This is a genomic window from Sorangium sp. So ce1504 (assembly GCF_051521635.1).
GTDB classification, from domain to species: Bacteria; Myxococcota_A; Polyangia; order Polyangiales; family Polyangiaceae; genus Sorangium; species Sorangium cellulosum_B.
Genome location: NZ_CP150365.1, coordinates 3,976,740 through 4,001,108 on the forward strand (window position 1 = coordinate 3,976,740; position 24,369 = coordinate 4,001,108).

Here is a 24,369-nt window from a genome sequence, read left to right on the forward strand (position 1 = left end):
TATACAGTGAATACATGTCGAATCCGGACACGGTGCCTTTCCACCTGGCCGGCGCCTTCGCTCCCGTGCACGAGGAGCGAACCGACGTCGAGCTCGAAGTCATCGGCGAGATCCCGGCGGACCTCCGCGGCACGTATGTGCGCAACGGGCCGAATCCTCGGGCCGGTCGGTCGCCGGCGTGGTTCGCCGGAGAAGGGATGCTCCACGGCGTACGCCTGGAGGGCGGCCGCGCGCGCTGGTACCGGAACCGGTGGATCGCAGGCGCCTATCCGCCGAACACGAGCGTGGTCCGCCACGCCGGGCGGATCCTCGCGCTCGTCGAGACGCGGTCGCCGGTGGAGGTGACCGCCGAGCTCGAGACCGTGGGGCCCTACGACTTCGGCGGAGCGCTCGGCGGCGCGATGACGGCTCACCCGAAGATCTGCCCGCGCACCGGCGAACTCCTGTTCTTCTCCAATGGGCCCTCGCGTCCGCACCTCACGTACTACCGCGCAGACGCGGCCGGCCGCGTCGTGCATCGCGCGGCGATCGAGGTCCCTGCGATGACGTTCATGCACGATTTCGCGATCACCGAGCGGTATGTCATCTTCTATGTCCTTCCCGTGCTCCTCGGGGACGTGCGATCTCCGGTGCCTATCCGGTGGGACGACGACTTCCCCGCGCGCTTCGGCGTCCTGCCCCGCGACGGCGGCGATGAGGACATGCGGTGGTTCGATGTCGCGCCATGCACGATCAGCCACACGGTCAACGCCTTCGAGGAAGGCGACACGATCGTGCTCGACGCCGTGCGCGCCCCGCGCATCATGATGCCGCACGCGCTCCACCGGTTCACGTTCGACCTCTCGAGCGGCCGCGCCGCAGGGACGGCGCTGGATCCTCGGTTCCTCGACTTCCCGCGCGTGCACCCGGCGGTCGTCGGCGCCCGCCATCGCCGAGCGTACACGATAGAGCTCTGCGACTTCGGCGCCGACGGCAGCTTCTCGCGGACGATCGCGCGCCAGCACGATCTCGAGACCGGCGCCGCGGTCGTCCACGATTTCGGGGACGACGCGATGCCAGGCGAGTGCGTCGTCGCGCCGCGGCCGGGCAGCGACGCGGAGGACGATGCCTGGGTGATCCTGTTCGTCCACCGCCGCGACGGCTCCGCGACCGAGCTCGTCGTCCTCGACGCGTCGAGGTTCGCGTCGCCGCCCGTCGCCCGCGTCCGCCTGCCGTGCCGCGTCCCGCTGGGGCTCCACGGCGAGTGGCTGCCAGATTAGGCCTTACGATAAAACGCATCATGGCGGTGCTCTGCACACCCTGATCGGCTGAGCACGGTCGCGCCGAGCCTGGCGCTCCTGGGCTGTGGCGCTGGCGACGACGATCGCAGCAGCAGCGGTGACGCGGTACAAGGGGCCTCCCATGCGCGACGTCTGCTGGCGCTGCCGGCGCCCCCGTCCGGTCTGCTATTGCGCGCTCCTGCCTTCCTTGCCGACGAGGACCCGGGTCGTGCTCCTCCAGCACCCGCGCGAGCGGAAGGTTGGCATCGGCACGGCGCGCATGGCCCACCTGGCGCTTCCCAACTCCGAGCTGCACGAGGGGGTGGTCTTCGAGGACGACGCCCGGATCGCCGCCCTCGCGAGCGATCCGACCACGGCCGTGCTCTTCCCCGGGGGCGACGCGCCTGCGGCGGGCGGGGCGCCGGTGCGCTCGCTCATCGTGGTCGACGGCACGTGGTGGCAGGCGAGGAAGATGCTCGCGCTGAACCCGCGCCTGGCCTCGGTGCGGCGCATCGGCGTGACGCCCCGCGCGCCGGGCAACTACCGCATCCGCAAGGAGCCCCGGCCCGAGTGCCTCGCCACGGTCGAGGCGGTGGCCAGCGCGCTGGCCGCGCTCGAGGGCGAGCCCGCGCGCTTCGACGAGATGCTGCGGGCCTTCACGTTCATGGTCGACCGGCAGATCGAGCACCAGGCGAGGAGCAACGCCCCGCGACGGCGGCGCGCGCAGGCGGCCTCGCCGCTCGCGCCGCTGCGCCCCTACCTCGCCGAGCCGGCGAGGGTGGTGCTCGTCGACGGCGGGGCCAGCTCCGGCTGGCCGGCGGGCGCCGGCGCGGACGAGCCGACGTCCGAGCTCGTGCACCTCGTGGCCTTCCGCGCGTCGGGCGAGCGCTTCGAGGCGTTCCTGCGCCCGCGGCGGCCGCTGGGCCCGAGCGTCGCGCACCAGCTCGAGGTGCCCGAGGACCGCCTGCGGGGCGGCGAGGACGCCGGCGCGGCCCTGAGCCGCTTCCGCGCCTTCGTCGGCGATCGCGGCGTGCTGGGCACCTGGGGCTCCTTCACGGTGGACCTGCTCGCGCAGGAGGGCCTCGGGCGCCCGCCGAGCCTCGACCTGCGCGACCTCTGCGCGCGGCACCTCGGGCGGCGGCCCGGCGGCATCTCCAACGGGGCGCAGGCGCTCCGGGCCGCCGAGCCGACAGCGCGGGGCAGCGGGCGGTGCGGGCGCACGGTGGGGTGGATCGAGGTCGTCCTCGCGCGCCTGCTCGACCTCGCGGCGGAGGACACGGCATCAGACAGCCAGGAGGGCCCCGGGGGAAGCGCCTGACGACATGGAGACTCGCTACCACCACAAATTGTGGTCGGCCCACGTAAGCCTGGTGACTACTTGAACAGCAGCGCGTTTCTCATGATCTCGGCGCCGTCACCGACCCAGAAGCCGTCCCTCGACGCCCTGGAGACCGGGAGCATATTGAGCTCCACGTGCGCGCGGCCGTCCTTGAAGCCGCGTAGGATCAACGGCACGCCGCTGCCCCACGTCGCGACGACGACGCCGCCGTTGATGGGGCCGCCGCTGCCCAGGGGAGCATTGGCCGCCCTGAGCGACGTCACGCCGGCGACCAGAGGGCTCCCGGGCTCGTTGATGCCCAGAGGAGCCGTCTCCGTGAACGTTTGCATCCCGATGGGATCCAGGAGTGCAAAGCCTTCGGATTCCCAGCGCTCGCCGAGGATGGTGTTGCCGCTGACCCAGTTCGCGACCACGACTCTGCCACCGCCATCGAAGTACGAGGCCAGATTTTCGCCCAGGGCACCGCCATCCTGCGGGAAGCCATACGCATAGACGAGGACCGCGTCGTAGGCTTGAAGCTCTTCCACGGTCGGCGTCGCCTCTCCGATGTCGTAGACATCGACCGCCGAGAACGCGCCGGTGCGAGCGAGCTCCGCCCGTACGTCGTCGTTCCAGCCTGGGATGAGGGACACCCCCGCGATGAGCACGCGGTCGGCGCTGGCGTCGGTGCACACGCCGTCCACGCACTGCCCGCTGCACACATTGCCGCAGCTCCCGCAGTGGGCTCGGTGGAAGCTCGGATCCACACAGACGGTGTCCCCGCTCGGATCGACGCAGGCGATGTCGGGAGGCGCGCACGTGGGTCCACCCGCGCCGCCTTCGCAGCTGTAGGTCACGGTGACGCGCGCGAACGCGCCGCCGAGCGCGTCGCTCCGGCTCAGGCCCTCACAGCTCGGCCCGTGGATCAGGACGGCGTTGTAGTCGCCCTGGTTATAGGTGCCGAATCCCACGTCCGGCAGCGAGATGAGGCCGTGGACCGGGTCGCAGCTGCACGTGCCGATGGTGTCGAAGCTCCCGATCGTGGCGCCGTTGAACGAGACCGACCGACTGCCCGGGTAGCAGGTCATGCCGTTCTCGAGCTCGACATCGATCCTCTGCACGGGGCCGAGCGCGCCGCCGGCATCGGTCCACCGGAAACCGTAGGGCATGCTATTGCACCCGTCTCTCCGGTGTACGTCGAGCCCATCACAGTCCATGTCCTGGTTGATGAGGGCGCTCGCGTCGTCGATGTCGTAGCTCGTCGCGCAGTCGCCGTCAGGGAGCTGCGTGAAGCCCTCGGGGCACGTACAGCTGCAGTCCTCGGCCGACACGTGGACGGGAAAGGTCAGCGAGCTCGACGCGGCATACACGTCGGAGACCGTGACCTGAACCTGGTAGCCGCCCGGCATGTCCGTCGAGAAGCCGCTGGCGGCGCCGGTCGCCTGAAGGACCGGGGAGGATCCGGCCGGGCTCATGGTGATCGACCAGGCAAAGGAGATCGGGTCGCCGTCGGGATCCTCGGCGCCCACGGTGATCGTGGCCGTCTCGCACCGGGAGATGAACTTGCTGGGCGCGATGTCGAGATCGTTGATCCTCGGCGGGTCGTTCAGCGCGACCACCGTGTCGAGGCCGCCGTTCGCGCCCCCGACGCACTGGGACACGAGCAGGACCTCGGTCGTGGCTTCGGCGGCGACGTACGCCGTCCCCTCGGTGGGAGCGCACTCGCTCGACGGCGCAGCGTCGCTCATCGGTGTCGCGCAAACGCGGTAGTTGCCGGGAGGCAGCAGGAACACGCCGTCGGCCCCCGCGTGAGTCCCCGAGCTCGCGGGGAGCACGCTGCCAGGGAGCGCCTCGGGCTCCAGGGCGCTGGTCGCCTCCGCGAGGGGCGCGTCGCCGCATGTGCTGCCGGCGTCGACGACCTTGTAGTGGATCGCCGTGACGTCGTGTCGCGCGCCGCGGACCGCGAGCGCCGCGTGGATGGCACCCGTCGTCCCGGCGGCGTCTCCGTCGCTCTTCTCCATGTCGCACGCGTGTGACGCGAGCGCGAGCGCAACGGCGATCGTTTCTTGCACGAATGTTCTCGATATCCATCTCATGATGCTGTTCCCCTTGCTGTGCACCCCGGCGAGGCGCCGAGCGGCGACGATCCGGAGGGTCGCTGGCGATTCGCAGGCGGCCTGGCGATCCTGTTGGCTGCGGCGATCAGGCTCGTGACGACGGTCCCTCGCGCATCGGCGGTCTTCGCGACCGACGACGGGCATAAGGCTGCGGATTTTAAGGTGCGCCTGGGCTGCCAGGGAAGGGTCTGCCCATCGATCGCACGATCTCGACAAGGCCCCGTATTCAATGTGGCGCCCAGCGCTGCACCCACCTCGGGTGCCTGGCCTGATCCGGTATTGTTCGGCCCTCTTCGTTAGAGCGACGGTCACCCGCTTCGGAGACGGGCCCACCTCGACGTTTTCGGTGCTCAGCGCACTGGAGTGCGCTTGCGCGCCGAAAACGCCGATCTGGGCCCGTCTCCTGTGCGGGAGACCGCCGCTCTGCTCTGCATGGTGCAGAGGTGGGCGGAAACCGCTGTAGAGCATCGATGAAGTTGATTTTGTGAGAATTACGTGCGCTTCGATGGAAGGCTCGACGGACTATTCCCCTGAGCAAGCGATAACACCGCGCATGTTGACACGGCAACGTGAAGAGCTTCAGCGTGCGCGACTGGGCGCATGGGCTTCGCGCCATAGAATGTAGTCTTCCTCCGCCGTGCTCCGCTTGCGACGAGCCGCCCACCTCGCTCGCCGTCGCCGCCAGGCGTCCGCGTTGCGGCGACCGAGGCCCTCGGTAGGACGGTTCAGGTCGAGCAAGAGGACATCGCGTCGGCTCGATTCTCTACGGCGAGTCTCTATGGCGAGCCGCGCCGCCGCCTCGGAGAGCTCTTGCGAGCGCTTGCGCAGCAGAGGAGGAGCGCGGTGGCGACGCGGAGGAGCCGCCCTGAACGCCGTTGCGGCGCCGGCCGGCGCGTGAGATGCTCCGGTCATGGCATTCTCCCGGCTGCGCTGAGCTCGGCATCCTCGTCCTCCCTGTAGCCCCGGCGCGGCCGGAGCTATGCGGCGAGCGCGCGGGTGCCTGTCCGTGCCCTGTCTTCCCCCGCAACGTGGAGGACCGGGGCGCGGAGTCTCACGCCCGGAAGCCTGGGAGGCGCACGAAACGCGCGCCTGGCCGGTCGTGAGCTCGCGCCGCGAGTCTTCCCCATGCACGCGCGCCGCCGCCTGTACCGGCGACGCGCGGAGAGGCTCGCGATCATGACCGAACGTACCAATACCCCGTCCACGGCTCCTTCCAACACCCCGTCCACGGTTCCTTCCTCCTTCGCGCCCATCGACTCCGTCGGCGCGCTCCTCGATGCGGCGCGCCGCGAGGGGCTCCGTCTCGTCACGTCCCACGCCGACTTCGACCGGAGCGGGCTCGCCTTTCTCGTCGTGCACGCCCACGACGAGGACGGCATACCGTGGGTCGTGCGCACGCCGCGCCGCCTCGCGGAGGTCGCGTCGGCCCGCGTCGAAGCCCGCGTGCTGGCCCTGGTAGCCCCGCGCTTGCCGGTGGCCGTGCCGGACTGGCGCGTGCACACCGACCACGTGATCGCCTATCCGCGCCTCGGCGACGTGCCCGCCGTCTCCTTCGATCCCGAGGCGGGCCCGCGCTGGAGCCGCGTCGATCCGGCGGCGCCGTCCGAGGTGTTCATCGCGTCGGTGGCCGAGGCGCTCGCGGCGCTCCAGCGCGTGGACGCGGCGGCGGCCCGCTCGGCGGGCGTCCCCGTGAAGTCCATCGACGACGCGCGCCAGCTCCACGCGCGGGCCATGGACGAGTCGCGCGCCGCGCTGGCGCCGCCGGAGGCGCTGTGGGCCCGGTGGCAGCGCTGGCTCGCGAACGACGCGATCTGGCCGCGCGACCTCGCCCTCGTGCACGGCGATCTCCACCCCGGCCACATGCTCCTCGACGAGGGCGGCCGGCTCACGGGGATCCTGGACTGGACCGAGGCCCACATCGGCGATCCCTCGGTCGATTTCGCGCTCTTCGTCGGCGCCTTCGGCAAGGCCGCGCTCGACGCGTGCATCGCGCGCTTCGAGGCGGCCGGCGGCACGACGTGGCCGGGCCTCGCGGCCCACGCCGGCGAGCGCTGGGCGGCGTTCCCCGCGATCGCGGCGAAGTGGGGCGTCGAGTCCGGCGACGAGGGCGTGATCGCCCACGCGCGCAACCTGCTCGCAGGGATCGTGGCCGAGAGCGGGTGAGCGCCGGCTCGTCGCACCCCATCATCCACTGAAATGACGCGTTGCATTGTGGGCCAGCGCATGTTCAGCCGCTGCGGCCCTGAGTAGCCTCTCCGCATGACCGGAGGACACGGCGCGGATGCCGGCGCGGCGGATCGCGCGCTCGTGCTCATGCTGCTGGGCACGGTGCTGCTCGTGTCGCCGGCGCGGCTGCTCTGGGCCCGAGGCCTGCTCGCGGTGGCCGCTGTCTTCGCGGTCTGGGCCGCGCTGATCGCGCTCGCCCTGCTCGCGACGCGCTCCGACCGCGGCGACCGCGGCGACCTACCAAACGGCGATCACGCCCGCGCCGAGCGCGAGCGCGGCGACCCGGCGCCCGGCGCCGGTGATCGAGGCCCGCCGTGATCGACGTCGGCGTCCTCCTCTTCGCCACGGTGGCCTGGCTCGCCGTGCTCGCCGCGATCGCGCTCGCCGCGCAGCGCGAGCGGATCCCCCGCGCGCTCGCGCGTCACCCGCTCGTCCTCGCCCTGTCGCTCGGCGTCTACGCCTCATCGTGGACCTACTACGGCGGCGTCGGCTTCGCGCAGCGCCACGGCCTCGTCTTTCTCGCGGTCTACCTCGGCCCGACGCTCGCGTGCATCGCCACCCCGCTCCTCTGGTCGCGCGTCCTTCGGATCACGCGCGAGCAGCGCCTCTCCTCGCTCGCCGACCTCTTCGCCTTCCGCTTCCAGAGCCCCGCGGCGGGGGCGGTCGTCGCCGCCTTCTCCGTCGTCGCCAGCGTGCCCTACGTCGCGCAGCAGTTCCGCGCGACCGAGCAGTCGGTCCGCGTGCTCTCCGGGCCCGGGCACGAGGAGGCCGTGGGCGCCGTCTTCTGGGCGCTGCTTACGCTCTTCACGGCGTTCTTCGGCGCCCGCCCGGCCGCCGAGCAGGGGCGGGAGGACGGCCTCGCGGCGGCGGTCGCGTTCGAGTCGGCGGCGAAGCTCGCCGTGCTCGTGGCCGTGGGCCTCGTCGCCGTGCTCGGGGCCTTCGGCGGGGCGGGCGGGCTCGCGGACTGGCTCGGCGATCACGCCGCCGAGGTCGAGGCGCTCGGCCGCCCCGTGCGCGAGGACAGCGGCTGGACGTCGATGCTCGTCATCAGCTTCGCCGCCGCCTTCCTGCTGCCGAGGCAGTGGCACATGGCGTTCGCGGGCGGCGCCGGCGACCGCGCGCTCGCCAAGGCGGCCTGGGCCTTCCCGCTCTTCCTGCTCGCGCTCAACCTGCCCGTCCTGCCCGTCCTCTGGGCCGGGACCCGCCTCGCGCCGGCCGAGCCCGCCGACAGCTACGTGCTGCTCGTGCCGCAGCTGCTCGGCCAGGGCTGGCTCGCGCTCGCCGCGTTCATCGGCGGCATCTCCGCGGCGAGCGCCATGGTCATGGTCACGGCCGTCGCCCTCGCGAGCACGAGCGCCACGCACCTGCTCCTGCCGCTCGCCCGGAGGACGCTGCGCCGCAACGTCTACGCGCGCGTGCTGTGGCTCCGCCGCGGGCTCCTGATCGTCATCCTCGCCGGCGGGTGGCTCTTCCACCGCGCGCAGCCGCACCGCGGGCTGCTCGTCGAGAGCGGCATCGTGTCGTTCGTGGCCTTCGCGCAGTTCCTGCCGGGGCTGCTCGCCGCGCTCTTCTGGGAGCGCGCGACGCGCGCCGGGTTCCTCGCCGGGCTCCTCGCCGGCATCGGCACGTGGACCGCCACCTGCCTCGCGCCCTTCCTGCCCGAGCTGTCCGGGCTCGACCCGGGGTGGCTCGATCTCCTGCGCGAGGGCGCGGGGCAGGCCGGCCCCGCTGCGCACGCGGCGGCCATGGACACCTGGTCGCTGCCCACGTTCGTGTCGCTCGCCGTCAACGGCACCACGCTCGGGCTCGTCTCGCTCCTGCGCCCCCCGGCCGAGGAGGAGCGCGAGGCGGCGCGCCTGTGCACGCGCCGCGAGATCGGCCCGTCGGTCGAGCGCGCGACCGTGGCCTCGAGCGTGGGCGCGCTGGAGGAGCGGCTCGCGCGGCTGCTCGGCCGCGAGGCGGCCGCGCTCGAGGTCACGCGCGCCCGGATCGAGCTCGACATCCCGCGCGACGAGACGCGGCCCACGGAGCTCCACGCGCTGCAGGAGCGCCTGCACCGCAACCTGTCGCCGCTCGTCGGCCCGGTGCTCGCGAGGACCGTCGCGGAGGCGGACGCGCAGGCCGCCCCCGGGGCGTTCAGCAGCAGAGCGGCGAGCGGCGCGCTGACCGAGGAGCTCCGCTGGCTGGAGCGGCGCCTCGCGCGCGGGGAGGCCACGACGACGTTCGTCGGCGCCGCAAAGGAGCTCGACCTGCTGCGGCGCTGGCTCCGCTCGGTGCTCGCGCAGCTCCCCCTCGGCGTCTGCGCCGTGGGCTCCGACGGCGCGATCAGCCTCGTGAACCGGCGCCTCGAGGCGCTCGTCGGCGCCGAGGAGCGCGACCTCGTCGGGGCGCCGCTCGACCGGCTGCCGGCCCCGTTCGCGGAGCTGTTCGCGCGCGCCGCCCGCGCCGCCTCGGCGGGCGAGGCCGGCGCGGACGAGATCGAGGCGCACGTGGCCGGCCGCGCGCGCTCGCTGCGCGTCCACCGCGCCGCGCTCGACCCGCTCGACGCGCGCGCCGCCTCGGGGGGCGTGGTCCTCCTCGTCGAGGACCGCACCGAGCAGCGCGCGCTCGAGGCGCAGCTCGCCCACCGCGACCGCCTCGCCCAGCTCGGCCGCCTCGCCGCCGGCGTGGCCCACGAGGTCGGCAACCCGCTCACCGGCATCGCCTGCCTCGCGCAGAACCTCCGCGCCGAGTCCGACAGCGACGAGATCCGCGCGCGGGCGGGCCTCATCCTCGGCGAGGCGGCGCGCATCGAGGCCATCCTGCGCTCCCTGCTCGACCACAGCCGCACCGGCGCCGTGCCGAAGCCCGGCGAGGGCGCGCGCGCGCGGGTCGGGCGCGTGGCGCTCGCCGAGGTGGTCGCCGAGGCCGTGCGGCTCATCCGGCTCGATCGCGCGGCGCCCCACGTCCGGGTGGATCAGGCCTGCCCCGAGTCGCTCGTCGTCATCGGCGACCGGCGCGAGCTCGTCCAGGTCTTCGTCAACCTGCTCGCGAACGCCCGCGACGCGTCCGAGGCCGGCGCGCTCATCGCCGTCCGAGGGTGGATCGAGGCGGACCAGATCGTGGTCGAGGTCGAGGACCACGGCAGCGGCATCCCCGAGGAGCTCCTCGCCGCGGTGCTGGAGCCGTTCGTGACGACGAAGCGCGACCCGAGCGGCACGGGGCTCGGCTTGCCGCTCTCGCGCTCGATCGTCGAGGATCACGGCGGCGCCCTCACGCTGCGGAGCGCGGTGGGGCGGGGGACGACGGTCGTCGTCCGGCTGCCGCTCGCGGGCGCGGGGTGAAGCGGTCGGCGCGGGACGTCGGGTGTTACCGATCGTAACGAGACGTCGCCGAACGAGCCCGCCAACGTGCTTGCCCCGTGGACGAACAGGTATTCTCAAGGCTGCTTGCGTGATATTCAGATCAAAGAGAGCAGCATTCCGCGAGCCGGGGGTGACAGGGCATCGACCCACACGCTGCCCGGCCCCTCCTCCTCCCTCGCGTGCGGGGTAGGAGGAGCCATGAAGAACACCCTGGCTGCCTCTTTCCGCTCGGCGCGCCTCCAAGCCCGTCTCCGGCCCTCTCGACAAGCGCTGGAGCTCCTCCGAGGAACCGTTCTCATGGCACAGACGTCTCCCCAAACCTTCGCCGTGACGCCCACGAGCCCGGCCCCCGCGGCCGAGCGTGAGGTTGTCAGCAGCTCCACGCTCTGGAAGGTCATCTTCGCGTCCGCTGGCGGCACGATGATCGAGTGGTACGACTTCTATATCTTCGGGAGTCTTGCCGCGATCATCTCGAGCCACTTCTTCCCGAAGGACAACCCGACGGCGGCCTTCCTCCTGACGCTCGGCACGTTCGCCACGGGCTTCGTCGTCCGCCCGTTCGGCGCGCTCGTGTTCGGGCGCATCGGCGATATCGTTGGTCGGAAGTACGCGTTCCTCGTGACGCTGCTGCTCATGGGCGGCGCGACGGCGCTCATCGGCTTCTTGCCGACGTACGACAAGATCGGGCTCCTCGCCCCGATCGCGCTCGTCCTGATCCGCCTCGTTCAGGGCCTCGCGCTCGGGGGCGAGTACGGCGGCGCGGCGGTGTACGTCGCCGAGCATGCGCCCGACGAGAAGCGCGGCTTCTACACCTCGTTCATCCAGATCACGGCGACGCTCGGTCTGTTCGTCTCGCTGGCGGTGATCCTCAGCACCCGCCTCCTCGTGGGCGAGGAGGCCTTCAAGGACTGGGGCTGGCGCATCCCGTTCCTCCTGTCGGTCCTCCTCGTCGGCGTGTCCTTCTACGTGCGTGCCCGCCTCAAGGAGTCGCCGATCTTCAGCAAGCTCAAGGCCGCGGGGAAGACGTCGACCGCTCCCATCAAGGACAGCCTCGGCAACAAGCGCAACTGGAAGGTCATCCTGATCGCCCTCTTCGGCGCCACGGCCGGCCAAGGCGTGGTCTGGTACACGGGGCAGTTCTATGCCCTCTACTTCCTGCAGAACACGCTCAAGGTCCCGTTCATCACGGCCACGATCGTGATCGCCTCCGCGCTCGCCCTCGGCATGCCGTTCTTCGTGTTCTTCGGCGCGCTCTCGGATCGCATCGGCCGGAAGAAGATCATGCTCGCGGGCAACCTGTGCGGCGCGATCGGCTTCTTCCCCGTGTTCTGGGCGATGAAGCAGAACGCGGACAACCCGGTCGTGCTCACCGCGCTCGTGTTCGTGCTCGTGCTGTTCGTCACGATGGTTTACGGCCCGATCGCGGCCTACCTCGTCGAGGCCTTCCCTGCGAAGGTGCGTTACACGTCGCTCTCGATCCCGTACCACGTCGGCAACGGCGTGTTCGGCGGGCTCTTGCCGCTCATCGCCTCGTCGGTGACGGTCGCGACGGGCAACATCTACGCGGGGCTCCTCTATCCGATCGCGGTGGCGCTCATCACCGTTGTCGTCGGCGGGATCTTCCTGAAAGAGCGCAGCGACGTGCGCCTCTGGGACGAGCTCGATCGCCCGGCTTGACGGCGATCTCCCGGCGGACGGAGCGCTGCTCGCGCGCCGTCCGCCGCCTCGTGCTCCTTGCAGATTCGCGGGATACGGGCTCAGCCGTCAGGCAATGAAGCGGAGGCATACGAAGGTACGCCGCAGCGAGCCGAACGACGCGGATGAGCCCGTAGAGCTGAAACCTCCCTCGAAATCCCGGAAAAATTCACAGGGAGGCGGGGAGGAGGGGAGTGGAATCCCACCGATCTCCCTGTCTCCCCGCCTCCCTGTTCAATTGTCCGCTGAAAATGCCGACAAGCTGAGGGGATTCGTCAGCCCGTAGAGTGGCACGCCGGTGTGCCCCGCCATCACAAACCGAGCTCCCGCGCGGCAGGACAGCAACATACCAATCGGGCTCACGGCAGCGCGATCTCGTCTCGAACTACGGCGAGAGCGACGTCTGGACGATGGCCTCTCCCTTCGGCGACGCGGGCTGGAACGAGCCAGCGAAGTCACGGTTCTTCCAGAACCGCGGCGTCCAGGGCGGGACGGTCGGCCCGGACGACAACTCGGACCCGTGGAACCTCCCGACGATGATGGCGAACGGGGGCGAGACCGCCGAGCCGTTCAACACGGCCATCGACTCGGCGAGGTCGGACGGCAAGTGGCTCAACTTCCTGTTCCACACGATCCTGCCGACCGAGGATCACTTGTACGCCGACGTCGAGCTCGCGAGCATCACCGATAGCATGAAGCTCGCCAAAGGGCTGAATGACGTGTGGATCGACACGATGGTCGGCGTCGGGGCCTACTGGGTCGGTCAGAAGGTGCTCGCGGAGGCGACGAGCGACACGTCCGGCAACGAGACGACCTGGACGTGAACATCGTTCACGCAGGCCTGGTAGCGGGACGCCCAGGCCCGATTCGGCTGAGGGGTGCTCTGTTACCGCATCACTCGATGCGCGGCCCTGATGTCGCGCACGAACCACAGAGGCAGCGAGGGCACAGAGGAGCATCCGTGTGCTCTGTGCGCCTGTGGTTCAAATAGCTTCTCTTCAAGGAACCCGGGTGGCCATGGGAGACGTGATGTCGACGAATCGCGTCGATGAATAGTTTCGTTGCCACTGATGGCTGTGGGCTCGCCGATGTGCCCTGTGCTGCTTCGTTACATTGAACTACAGTATGGTGTTTGATCCGTCGCGGGCTGAGAGATCAATTGTTCTTGACTCGGTACGTGGTGTGATCGAAGGGTCGCTGGTCGGCATCGAGAATGGGAAATCGAAAATCGGGGGACCACGAAGCGGAACACGAAGCGGAACACGAAGCGGAACACGAAGCGGAACACGAAACAAAGATAGGTTGATCGCGCCGTGTCATATGCTTTGCGCGCGGCGCGTCGGCGTGGCATCTTACCGATATTGCTTGCGGTCCCTCCGGCCGCTCCTGGGAGAAAATTCATGCGCTTTGCTAGCTTGCTGAGCTTCGGCTCGGTTTCGATCGCTTGCTGCCTGGCCGCCTGCATCGCCGCGTCTCCGGACGACGAAGAGATCCTGTCGCTGGAGGGCGAGCTGCTCAGCTCGGACGGGACGATGTCGGCGGAGCTGTCGTACCAGTCGCAGTGGTCGACGGGGTACTGCGCCAACGTGACCGTGAGGAACGCGAGCTCCAAGCCGAGCACGTCCTGGGGCCTCTCGATCGCGCTCAACGGCGCGACGCTGTCCAGCTCGTGGAACGCGCGGATCACGCAGTCGAACGGGCAGCTGAACGCCACCAACGAGAGCTACAACGGCTCGCTGGGAGCAGCGTCGACGGGAGCGGGCGCGTCGACGACCTGGGGGTTCTGCGCGAACGGCACGGGGAAGCCCTCGATCACGTCGGTCAACGGCAACGGGAACGGCGGCTCGACGTCGGCGAGCTCCAGCAGCGCCTCGAGCAGCTCCAGCAGCGCCTCGAGCAGCTCCAGCAGCGCTTCGAGCAGCTCCAGCAGCAGCTCCTCGGCCAGCTCTGGCGCAGGCGGCGCGGGCGGCAGCGGAGGCTCAGGCGGCGGAGGCGCGGGCGGCAGCGGTGGAGGCCCGGTGGTCAATTCCGGCCTTCCGACGCCCCCAGGCCCCAGCAACGTGGCGAAGCCGTCCGGCGCGGCCGGCGGGTTCAGGGTCATCAACTGGGCCGGCTTCACGGGCGCCGTGTCGTATACGTTCGACGACTCGAACTCGAGCCAGATCCAGAACTACGACACGCTGAACGCGCTCGACGTTCCCTTCACCTTCTACCTCCAGACCGGCAAGACCGAATCGACCAATTCGGTGTGGCAAAGGGCGCTGAGCGACGGGCACGAGCTCGGCAACCACACGAAGAGCCACTCGAGCAACGACAGCGGCTCCGATACGGACGCCGCGACGCAGTTCATCGAGAGCAGGTTCGGGACCAAGGTGTGGACGATGGCGGCGCCGAACGGCTCTTCCGTGTACTCGAGCATCGCCAGGACGCGCTTCCTCATCAACCGGGGCGTGGCCAACAACCTCATCGGACCGAACGACTCGACCGATCCGTTCACGCTGCCCTGCTACATCCCCCCGACCGGCGCCTCCACGACGGTGCTGGACCAGCAGGTCACGAGCGCGCGGGACGCCAAGAAGTGGCGCACCGTCCTGGTGCACGGCTTCACCGGCGGCTCCGACGGCGCTTATCAGCCCATCGGGCTCCAGGCCTTCGTCGATCACGTCAAGCACTCGAAGGCGCTCGGCGACATGTGGCTCGACAGCGTGGTCAACGTCGGTGCTTACTGGCGCGGCCAGAAGGCGGTCTCCTCCGCCACCACCTCGACGTCCGGCGGCGCGACGACCTACACGTGGCAGCTCCCCGCCAACTTCCCGCCGGGCAAGTACCTGCGCGTGACGGTCGCCGGCGGCACGCTCAAGCAGAACGGCGTTCCGCTGAGCTGGAATCCGCACGGCTACTACGAAGTCGCGCTCGACGCGAAGTCCGTGACGCTGTCGCCGTGACGAAGCGGGCCCGCGCCCCGCGGGCCCCCTCCCGCCGCGCCCCGCGCGGCCCGAGCAGCCCGGACCCGAGTCAGCCGCGGAGCGCTCTGTCGCCGAGCGGCTGTAGCTCGTTCCTGGCCTCGTGAGAGAAGGAATCAACGAGGCGCAGAAGGCACAGACGAGAGCGCGACTCGGTGGTTGGGGGGAATTCCCTGCCCCCCGCGAAGGAGCTCTGTGTCCTCCGCGGTTCCAACGTGGTATCTTGGGGAGTTTGCTTGCGGCCCGTTCGGCCGCTTTCAGGAGAAAATTCATGCGCTTTGCTAGCTTGCTGAGCTGGGGCTCAGTCTCGATCGCTTGCTGCCTGGCCGCCTGCATCGCCGCGTCTCCGGACGACGAAGAGATCCTGTCGCTGGAGGGCGAACTGCTCAGCTCGGACGGGACGATGTCGGCGGAGCTGTCGTACCAGTCGCAGTGGTCGACGGGGTACTGCGCCAACGTGACCGTGAGGAACGCGAGCTCCAAGCCGAGCACGTCCTGGGGCCTCGCGATCGCGCTCAACGGCGCGACGCTGTCCAGCTCGTGGAACGCGCGGATCACGCAGTCGAACGGGCAGCTGAACGCCACCAACGAGAGCTACAACGGCTCGCTGGGAGCAGCGTCGACGGGAGCAGGAGCGTCGACGACCTGGGGGTTCTGCGCGAACGGCACGGGGAAGCCCTCGATCACGTCGGTCAACGGCAACGGGAACGGCGGCTCGACGTCGGCGAGCTCCAGCAGCGCCTCGAGCAGCTCCAGCAGCGCTTCGAGCAGCTCGAGCAGCAGCGCTTCGAGCAGCTCCAGCAGCAGCTCCTCGGCCAGCTCTGGCGGAGGCGGCGCGGGCGGCAGCGGAGGCGCAGGCGGCAGCGGCGGCTCAGGCGGCAGCGGCGGCTCGGGCGGCGGAGGCGCGGGCCCTGGCTGGGACTGGGCCGGCATCATCGGGACCGGTCAGAGCCTGTCGGTCGGGGCGCAGGGGACGCCGGCCAGGGCGACCACCCAGCGCCGTCACAACCTCAAGCTCTCGCTGGGCAATGCCTCCGTGCCGCCCTTCGATCCGAGGAACGGCTCGCTCTCGATGGTGCCGCTCGTCGAGCCCATCCGCGCGCTGGCCACGGGCTACCCGAGCGCGTATCCGCGCAACATCTATGGCGAGTCCCCGCACACGGCCATGGGGGACCAGATCACGGCGCTGGTGCAGGCAGCGACGGGCGGCGATTACATCAGCGTTCACACCGTCGTCGGCGAGAGCGGACAGGCCATGTCGGTCATCCGGAAGGGCGCCGCCGACACCGGCTCGACGGGTCGGGCCTACGCGGCGTCGCTGTTCGAGGCCGCCGCCATCGCCCGCCTCGCCGGCGCGGCAGGCAAGACGTACGGCGTCGGCGCGATCGTGATCACCCACGGCGAGTCGGACGCGGGCAGCTCCAGCTACAAGAACGACCTCATCAAGCTCTGGTCCGACTACAACGCCGATCTCAAGCCGCTGACCGGGCAGACCCGGTCGATCCCGATGTTCGTGTCCCAGCAGCACGCCTATCCGAGCGGCTCGAACCAGCGGTCGGCAGCCACGCTCGCGCAGTGGCAGGCCGGGATCGACCGCCCGGGCGACATCATCTGCTCGGGGCCGAAGTACCAGTACCCGTACGCGAGCGACAACATCCACATGACCGCGATCGGCTACGAGCGGCTCGGCGAGAAGCTCGGGCAGATCTATAGCGAGAAGGTCGTGCAGGGCCGTGACTGGCAGCCGCTCCAGCCGACGCGGGTCGAGCGCAGCGGTCGCGTGATCACGGTGCACTTCCACGTGCCCGTGCCGCCGCTCGCCTGGGACAGCTCGCTCCCCGCGCCGCACCAGAGCGCGCTCACCGAGTGGGCGCAAGGGCGCGGCTTCGAGGTCCGCACGGCGAGCACCAGGATCCCGATCAGCTCCGTCGCGATCTCGGGCGACACGGTGCGCATCACGGTCGGGAGCGATCTCCCCGCGACGGGCGTCTGGGTCGGCTACGCCATGACCAGCGACGGCACGGCGTTCTCGGGGCGGACGTGGCGCTCGGGGCAGCTGCGCGACTCCGATCCCTTCGTCGGCTCGATGACGGGGACCGCGCAGCCGAACTACGCGGTGGCGTTCGAGATGGCCGTGCCCTGAGCCTCGCCGGCGCGGCGCCTCCCTCGGGATCGTCGCCGCCGAGCTCGACGGCCAGACGTCTGGCTATTCATCGCCAGACGTCTGGCCGACCCCCGTCACAGCCGCGGATCGACCGGCTCGCTCTCCAACGCCAGCACCCCGAACACACACTCGTGCACGCGATGGAGCGGCTCGCCCTCCACGAAGCGGTGGAGCGCCTCCAGGCCGAGCGCGTACTCCCGCAGCGCGAGCGCGCGCTTCCCCGACACGCTGCGGTGGCGCAGCCGCGCGAGGTGCTGCGGCGCCAGGTACTCCGGCCCGTAGATGATGCGCAGGTACTCCGGCCCGCGGCACTTGATCGCCGGCTGGACGAGCCCGCGCGGGCCGCGGACCACCCACTCCCACGACTTGACCACCATGCCCTCGCCGCCGCGCTCGACCATCTCCGTCCAGAAGGCCACCGCCTGCGCCTCGCTCTGCGGGTCCGAGAGGTCGACAACGCGGTGCGGGGTCTCCACGAAGAACGCCGGATCGACCTCGGCGAGCCGCGCGAGCTGCCGCAGGTGGAAGCCGTGGTCCCGCGCCGCGTGCACCGCGCCCTCGCTCGCGAGCAGGTGGAAAGGCGCCAGCCGGAGGTCCGCCAGCGACCGCACCGGCCAGCAGTAACGCCGGTAGGCCGCCACGTACCCGTCCATCGCCGCCTTCCGGGCCGCGTGCCGCTCGAGCAGCACCCGCGCGCTCTCGTCGCGCGCGGCGGTCATCGTGAGCGCCCGCACCGCCGCGTCGAGCGACGCGCGGCCCGACGAGCCCACGGCGGCGTACTGGCCGCGCAGGAGATCCTGCGCCTTCGCCGACCAGGGCAGGAGCTCCGCGTCGAGGCAGACCCAGTCCGTGCGCAGCTCGGCCCACAGATCCGCCCGATCCATCGCCGCCCGCACCCGGTCGATGAGCTCCCGGCTCCGCGCCTCGTCCGAGAAGAACGGCCTGCCCGTGCGCGTCGTGCACACGCCGAGCGGCCCCTCGTCGAGGCGGAACCTCCGCCGCCGCGCGGCCTCGTCGCGGCACACGACCAGCACCGCGCGCGACCCCATGTGCTTCTCCTCGCAGACGACGCGGCCCACGCCGTTCTGCCGGAAGTACGCGAACGCCTCGCGCGGGTGCTCGAGCAGGCCCCCGTCCTTCGCCGTCTCGCTCGGCGACATCGTCGGCGGCAGGTAGATGAGCCACCGGGGATCCACGGCGAAGCGGCTCATCGCCTCGAGCGCCGCCGCCGCGTTCTCCTCGCGGATCGTCACCATGCCGTGCACCCGCGTCCGGATCGCGCGCCGGCCGCGCACGTCGTCGATGTCGAGCACGTCGTAGGCCTGCCCGCGCGGCTCGGCCTTCGTCTCGCCCGCGAGCGGCGCGAGCGGCTTCACGGGCTCGTAGTACACGCGGCGCGCCTTGACCTCGACCAGCTCGCGCTCCGGGTAGCGGAGCGCCGTGAGCGCGCCGCCGAACACGCACCCCGTGTCGATGCAGATCGTGCGGTTCTCCCACTCGGCCACCGTCGTCGGCGTGTGGCCGTAGACCACCATCGCCTTGCCGCGGTACTCCGAGGCCCAGTTGTACCGCACGGGCAGGCCGTACTCGTCGGTCTCGCCCGTGGTCTCGCCGTACAGGCAGAACTCGCGCACCGCGCCCGAGCCCCGGCCCTGGAACGCCTCCTTCACCCCCGCGTGCGCGACCGCGAGGTTGCCGTCGTCGAGCACGTAGTGGCTGACGAGCCCGTCGATGAAGTCCGCCGCCTTCGCCTTGAACGCGTCCGTCTCCGCCTCGAGCTGCTCGAGCGTCCGCTCGAGCCCGTGCGTCGGCTTCACGTCGCGCCCGCGCAGCTTCTTCAGCAGCTTCACGTCGTGGTTGCCAGGCACGCAGAGCGCGGCGCCCGACTCGACCATCGCCATCGTGAGGCGCAGCACGTCGGGCGAGCGCGGCCCGCGGTCCACGAGGTCGCCGAGGAAGATCGCGCGCCGGCCCTCGGGGTGCGACGCGCGCGGCGCGTCCGGCAGCCCCTCCAGCTTGTAGCCGAGCGCCTCGAGCAGCTCGACCAGCTCGTCGAAGCAGCCGTGGACGTCGCCGATGATGTCGAACGGACCGCGCTCGTCGCGGCGATCGGTCCACAGGCGCTGCCGCTCGATCGTGGCCGCCGCGACCTCCTCGGGGGAGGAGAGCACGTGCACGTAGCGGAAGCCCTCGCGCCGGAGCTCCTTGAGCGAGCGGCGCAGCTCGCGGCTTTGGCCCCGCACGACGTGCGGGCCGAACTGCCGGTCCGGCCGGCCGGCGTTGCGCGCGTGGCAGAGCTTCTCCGGCATGTCGAGCACGATGGCCACCGGCAGCACGTGGTGCTCGCGCGCGAGCGCGACGAGCGGCCTGCGCGCGTCCGCCTGCACGTTGGTCGCGTCGACAACGGCGAGCCGCCCCGACGCGAGCCGCTTGCCCGCGATGAAGTGCAGGACCTCGAAGGCGGCCCCGCTGGCGGCCTGATCGTTCTCGTCGTCGGACACGACGCCGCGGTAGTAATCGGACGAGAGGATCTCGGTCGGCTTGAAGTGCGCCCTCGCGAACGTGCTCTTGCCGGAGCCGGACGCGCCGATGAGCACGACGAGCGAGAGGGAAGGGACGATGAGGGGGGCCTGCTCGCTCATGACGCCACCTCCGTCGCCTGCGCGAGGGCGCTACCCGCGCCGCCCGCGCCGCCGTCCTGGGCCTCTCCGCCGCCCGCGCCGCTCGTGCCGCCCGCGCTGCTCGTGCCGCCCGCGCTGCCCTCGCGCGTGAAGATCGCCATCTGCGTCGGCGCGCCGAGCGACGGATCCATCGGGCCGATGGGCAGGTGCTCGACGGCGTAGCCGTGCGCGGCCGCGACCCCCTCGCAGAAGGCGTGGAACTCGGCCCGCGTCCACTCGAAGCGGTGGTCGCCGTGGCGGAGCGCGCCGCGCGGCAGCCCCTCGAACAGCGCGTTGTACTCGGAGTTCGGGGTGGTCACGAGGACGACGCGCGGCCGCGCGTGCTCGAAGACGCTGCGCGTGAGCGCGCCGAGCCGCGAGAGGTCCACGTGCTCGATGACCTCGACGAGGGTCGCGGCGTCGTAGCCCGAGAAGCGCGCGTCGCGGTAGGTGACCGACGCCTGGAAGAGCTGGATGCGCCGCCGCTGCTTGTCGGGCAGGTCGTCGAGGCGCAGCCGGTTCCTGGCGATCTCGAGGCTGCGCACGGAGACGTCCGCGCCCGCGACGCGCTCGAACACGCGCTCGTCGACGAGGCGCTTCAGCAGCTTGCCCTCGCCGCAGCCGAGGTCGAGCACGCTCCTCGCCTCGGCCCGGCGGAGCGCCGCGACGACGGCCTCGCGCCGCGCCTGGTCGAGGCTGATCCGCGCCTCGCCCCGGTCCTCGGGCGCGGCCTTCTCGTCCTCGGCCTCCTCGGGGCTCGCCTCGTCGTCGGCCACGAGCCGCGCGAGCGCGGCCCGGAAGAGCGGCCGGCTGTGCTTCAGGTAGCGGAGCGCGATCGCCTCGCGCTCCGGGTGCTCCGCGAGCCACCCCTTGCCCTTGGCGAGGAGGTTGTCGACCTCGGCGTCGCCCACGTAGTAGTGCTTCTTGTCGTCGAGCACGGGCACGAGCACGTAGAGGTGCGCGAGCAGCTCCCTGAGCCGGCACGTCCTCGCGAGCGAGACGCGCAGGTAGGCGCTCTGGCCCCACTCCGGGAACGCCTCGTCGAGCGGGAGGCGCTCGGCCGCGACCTCGTAGCCGAGCGGCTCGAAGAGCCGCCGGAGCAGCGCCTCTCCGCCGCGGCACGGCAGCGCCTCGATCGTGGCGGAGAGGGGGATCGGCGCGTCCGCGAGCTCCGGGCGGTCGCGGCACTTGCCGCCGAGCGCCGAGCCGAAGACCTGCGCGATCGCCACGGAGAGGAACGACGAGGCGACGTAGGGCCGGTCGTTCACGTACTGCGCGAGCGTCCCGGGCTCGCCCGCGCCGCGCCCGCGCACGAGGTCCACGGGATCGACGTCGAGCAGGAGCGCGGCGGTGCACCGCTCCTCGGTCGCCTCCGGATAGAACACGTGCGCCTTGCCGAACGACAGCGGGAACGACTGCGTGTTCGCAGGGTTCTTGACGAGCAGGTAGCCGAGGTCGGTCGCCGGCCGGTGCGTGGTGGTGAGCGTGAGGAGCATCGGGGCCGCAGTCTACGTGAGCGGAGCGACTCGCCACAATCGCGGCCGCGGTGCGCCCGCGCGCGGCGAGCGCCGCTCCCGAGCGCGGCAGACAGGGGATCTGTCGCCGCGCGGGGGCCGGCGATGGAGCGAGATCGCGCGCGAGCGGCGCGCGACCGCACGGAGGCGGCTTCCCCGACACCGGGGGCCCGGCGCTGCTAGCGTTGAACGGGTGACGCAGGAGCCCGCGAGCGAGGGAAAGGCCCACGTCGGCAAGGCCGTGGTGATCACCACGGCCGCGCTCTGGCTCCTCGACTGGATCGACCATGGAAGCTTCGAGCCCTGGCGCGGGCTGGGCACCGCGGTGTGGGTCGCGGCGGTCCTCGGCGCGCTCACGCTGGTGGCGCGCCGCATCGAACCGCAGCGCGCGCCGATCTGGCGTCAGCTCGTCGTGCTCGCGTTCACCGCCGGGATCGCCAGCTCCATCACCAACACCATCTTCTTCCTGGTCGCCACGGCGCTGCCCGAGGTGTTTCCGGAAGGACCGCGACGGCCGCTCGTGGCCACCGCCGTCGTGGGCTTCTTCGACGGCGACGCCTTGTTCGGCTTCTGGGCCCTCCTGATCGAGCTGCCTCGACAGATCGGCGTCGAGCGGAGGCTCGAGCACGAGCGGCGCGCGCTGCGCCAGGAGGTCGAGCTCGCGCACATCCGCGCTGCGCTCGAGCCTCACTTCGTGTTGAACACGCTCAACACGATCGCCGGCCTGGTGACCGAAGAGCCGGCCGAGGCTCGCGCCCTGATCGCGACGCTCGGCGACCTGCTGAGGGACATCATGCAGGGATCGCGGCGATCCCATCACACGGTCCGCGAGGAGGTGAGCTGGCTGCGGGGCTTCGCGCGCATCCTGGAGTCTCGGCACTTCGGGCGGCTCGCGTTCGAATGGGACGTCGACGCCTCGGTGGACGACTGCGTGCTCCCGGTGCTGCTGCTTCAGCCCCTGCTGGAGAACGCGGTGCACCACGGCGCGCTGCGCCGACGGGAGCGCGGCCGTGTCGTCCTGCAGATCACCGGGGAGGCAGGACACCTGCGCTGCGCCGTCGAGGACGAGGGCCCCGGCTTCGACCTGGCCGCTGTCCCGCCGGAGGGGCGGGGGCTCGCGCTGGTGCGGCGCCGCGTCGCCCTGGAATCGGCCGACGCGTCGCTGCGCATCGACTCGAAGCCCGGCCGGACGCGCCTGGAGGTCACGCTACCCAGGAGGACCGCATGAAACAGCTCTCTGCTCTCGTCGTCGAGGACGAGTGGCCGGCGCGCAACTTCCTCGTGGAGCTGCTGCGCGATACCGGGAGCTTCGGGACCATCGCCGCGGTGACGAGCGTCGAGGCGGCTCGAGAGGCGCTCGATCGCATCGAGGTCGGCATCGACGCCGTCTTCGTCGATATCCGCCTCGTCGATCGCCCTGGAGACACGTCGGGCCTCGACTTCGCCCGCTCCCTCTCGGATCGCGCGAGCCCGCCGGCGGTGGTGCTCGCCACCGCTCTGGCGCAGCACGCGCTCGATGGGTTCGAGATGGGCGCGGTCGACTATCTCCTCAAGCCGTTCACGCTCGACCGCGTCACCACGTGTGTGGCGCGGCTCCTCGAGCGACGCCGGGCGCCGTCCCCGAGCGCAGGAAACCCGCGCCTGGTCGCGCGAAGAGACGACCGCCTGGTCTTCCTGGACCTCGACGGCATGCTGGCGTTTCAGGCGGCGGAGCGGCTCACCTATCTCCACCACGTCGACGGCGTGTTCTCGGTGGACCTCTCGCTCAACGCGCTCGGGGCCACGCTGGGCGACCGTGTCCTTCGCGTGCACCGCAACTGGCTCGTCGCTCCGGCGCACGTGCACGGGCTCGGCCGGCTCGACGGGGAGCTGATCCTCGAGGTCGGTCCAGGGCTCCGCGTGCCCGTCTCGCGCGATCGCGCGCGAGAGGTCCGGCAGCGGCTCCTGGAGAACACCGTCGGCATCACTCTGCCCGACTGAGCTCGCCTCTGTCGGCCGAGAGGACCAGCTTCGCCAGCTCGATCCCGAATCCCTCGATGTCGAACACATCGTACGTGTTCGTCCCGAGGATCACGCGCGTGTTCGCCGCCGGGCAGTCGACCGCAACCCCTCCAAGGCCATAGTCCCCGGCGCCGGCCGCGGCGTAGACCGTCTTGCCCTCCAGGTCGTGGGCGCCGCCCGAGAGGTAATGGGTCTCGTACGACTCGAATGCGGCCGGACCGAGCACCTCCCCCTTCCAGACCGCGACCAGCCAGCGCTCGAGGTCGGAGACGGTCGTCACCAGCCCGCCATTGCCGACGAGCGACCAGGTGTACGGCCATCCGGCGGGGTCGTTCTCCCCGAAGGTCGAGGCGTCGTATCCGATCGCGGTGTCGACCTGCTCCCAGATCGGGTCACCGAAGAACCCGCTCTGTCGCATGTGGGCGGGAGCGAAGAGCTCGTCACGCACGTAGTCCGTGAACGCTCGTCCCGAGACGGTCTCCACGACGTCGGCGAGCAGCGTGTAGCCGGAGTTGGAGTATTCCTCGTTGCTTCCCGGCTCGAACAGCAGCTCCTGCGCGAAGATCCGCTGGCGTGCTTCGAGCCGCGTCATCGGCTCGAAGTCACCCTCCGTGTCGTGGTACTCGTCGAACCCGGCGCGGTGCTGGAGGATCTGAACGAGCGTGATCTCGGCCTTGTCGGCCGGTACGTCATCGAAGAGGGTCGCGAGCGAGTCGGTGACCGCGAGCGCGCCGTCGCCTTCGAGCTTGAAGATGGCCGTCGCGGTCAGGTCCTTCATCACGGAGCCGAAGTCGTACGCCGTGCCGGCGACATTGGGGATGTTGTTGTCTCGATCCGCCAAGCCGTAGCCGCTCGCGAGCACCTCGGCCCCGTCGACCGTGACCAACACCGACCCGGAGAACCCGGCCGCGGCCGCGTCCGAGAGGCGACGCTCGAGCTCCTCGCGGAGCTCGTCCCGCTCGGGAAGTGCGGGCGACTCCCCGCTGCACCCAGTTTGTGGGACAGCCAGCGTGACCAGGCCGGCTGCCATCAGCCATTGCGAGATTGGTTTCATGCCGCGCCAGACTGCCAGCCGAGCTCGCGAAGATCAGGGACGAACCGACGAGCG

The 24,369-nt window shown here is 71.0% G+C and carries 15 protein-coding genes; 11 read left to right on the forward strand and 4 right to left on the reverse strand.

Translation table 11 applies throughout. The features are described from left to right. Positions 1–14 precede the first annotated feature (14 nt). Entirely contained in the window at positions 15–1,259 is a 1,245-nt protein-coding gene (locus WMF39_RS15095; RefSeq protein WP_437746207.1) for a carotenoid oxygenase family protein, read from the forward strand. A 142-nt stretch (positions 1,260–1,401) separates the two neighbouring features. Next, positions 1,402–2,577 carry a DTW domain-containing protein gene (locus tag WMF39_RS15100; protein ID WP_437746208.1) on the forward strand — a complete coding sequence of 392 codons (1,176 nt, stop codon included), beginning with the start codon at positions 1,402–1,404 and terminating at the stop codon, positions 2,575–2,577. A gap of 56 nt (positions 2,578–2,633) precedes the next feature. Here WMF39_RS15100 and WMF39_RS15105 read toward each other — a convergent pair whose 3' ends face one another. Continuing rightward, positions 2,634–4,649, reverse strand: a complete 2,016-nt coding sequence (locus tag WMF39_RS15105) for a hypothetical protein (RefSeq protein ID WP_437746209.1) — start codon at positions 4,647–4,649, stop codon at positions 2,634–2,636. A gap of 1,221 nt (positions 4,650–5,870) precedes the next feature. On the opposite strand from WMF39_RS15105, the gene WMF39_RS15110 reads away from it, so the two are divergent. From WMF39_RS15110 to WMF39_RS15140, 7 genes are all read left to right on the forward strand, one after another. After that, positions 5,871–6,857 (forward strand): macrolide 2'-phosphotransferase, encoded by a 987-nt coding sequence (locus tag WMF39_RS15110; RefSeq protein ID WP_437746210.1) that lies wholly within the window; start codon positions 5,871–5,873, stop codon positions 6,855–6,857. A gap of 96 nt (positions 6,858–6,953) precedes the next feature. After that, positions 6,954–7,238: a hypothetical protein gene (locus tag WMF39_RS15115; RefSeq protein ID WP_437746211.1), complete on the forward strand. Its 285-nt coding sequence runs from the start codon at positions 6,954–6,956 to the stop codon at positions 7,236–7,238. Next, a complete protein-coding gene (locus WMF39_RS15120) occupies positions 7,235–10,243 on the forward strand; it encodes an ATP-binding protein (RefSeq protein WP_437746212.1) in 3,009 nt (1,002 codons plus the stop codon). The genes WMF39_RS15115 and WMF39_RS15120 overlap by 4 nt, the downstream gene beginning before the upstream one ends. A 318-nt stretch (positions 10,244–10,561) precedes the next feature. Then, positions 10,562–11,941 carry an MFS transporter gene (locus tag WMF39_RS15125; RefSeq protein WP_437746213.1) on the forward strand — a complete coding sequence of 460 codons (1,380 nt, stop codon included), beginning with the start codon at positions 10,562–10,564 and terminating at the stop codon, positions 11,939–11,941. 428 nt (positions 11,942–12,369) lie between these two features. Further along, complete coding sequence (locus WMF39_RS15130; protein ID WP_437746214.1) at positions 12,370–12,783, forward strand: hypothetical protein; 414 nt, start codon at positions 12,370–12,372, stop codon at positions 12,781–12,783. A 576-nt stretch (positions 12,784–13,359) separates the two neighbouring features. Further along, the gene (locus WMF39_RS15135; protein ID WP_437746215.1) at positions 13,360–14,904 is read left to right on the forward strand and encodes a cellulose binding domain-containing protein; all 1,545 of its coding nucleotides are present in this window, start codon (positions 13,360–13,362) and stop codon (positions 14,902–14,904) included. Positions 14,905–15,193: 289 nt separating this feature from the next. Further along, a complete protein-coding gene (locus WMF39_RS15140) occupies positions 15,194–17,065 on the forward strand; it encodes a cellulose binding domain-containing protein (protein ID WP_437746216.1) in 1,872 nt (623 codons plus the stop codon). Between the two features lie 95 nt (positions 17,066–17,160). Here WMF39_RS15140 and WMF39_RS15145 read toward each other — a convergent pair whose 3' ends face one another. After that, positions 17,161–19,728: a polynucleotide kinase-phosphatase gene (locus tag WMF39_RS15145; RefSeq protein ID WP_437746217.1), complete on the reverse strand. Its 2,568-nt coding sequence runs from the start codon at positions 19,726–19,728 to the stop codon at positions 17,161–17,163. Next, the gene (locus WMF39_RS15150; protein ID WP_437746218.1) at positions 19,725–21,242 is read right to left on the reverse strand and encodes a 3' terminal RNA ribose 2'-O-methyltransferase Hen1; all 1,518 of its coding nucleotides are present in this window, start codon (positions 21,240–21,242) and stop codon (positions 19,725–19,727) included. The genes WMF39_RS15145 and WMF39_RS15150 overlap by 4 nt, the downstream gene beginning before the upstream one ends. A 211-nt stretch (positions 21,243–21,453) precedes the next feature. Here WMF39_RS15150 and WMF39_RS15155 point away from each other — a divergent pair, with 211 nt between their 5' ends. Further along, positions 21,454–22,488, forward strand: a complete 1,035-nt coding sequence (locus tag WMF39_RS15155) for a sensor histidine kinase (RefSeq protein WP_437746219.1) — start codon at positions 21,454–21,456, stop codon at positions 22,486–22,488. Next, entirely contained in the window at positions 22,485–23,240 is a 756-nt protein-coding gene (locus WMF39_RS15160) for a LytR/AlgR family response regulator transcription factor (RefSeq protein ID WP_437746220.1), read from the forward strand. The genes WMF39_RS15155 and WMF39_RS15160 overlap by 4 nt, the downstream gene beginning before the upstream one ends. On the opposite strand, the gene WMF39_RS15165 is transcribed toward WMF39_RS15160, so the two are convergent. Then, on the reverse strand, positions 23,224–24,315 hold the full coding sequence (locus WMF39_RS15165) for a serine hydrolase domain-containing protein (protein ID WP_437746221.1): 1,092 nt from the start codon (positions 24,313–24,315) through the stop codon (positions 23,224–23,226). The two genes, WMF39_RS15160 and WMF39_RS15165, sit on opposite strands and share 17 nt — an antisense overlap. Positions 24,316–24,369 lie beyond the last annotated feature (54 nt).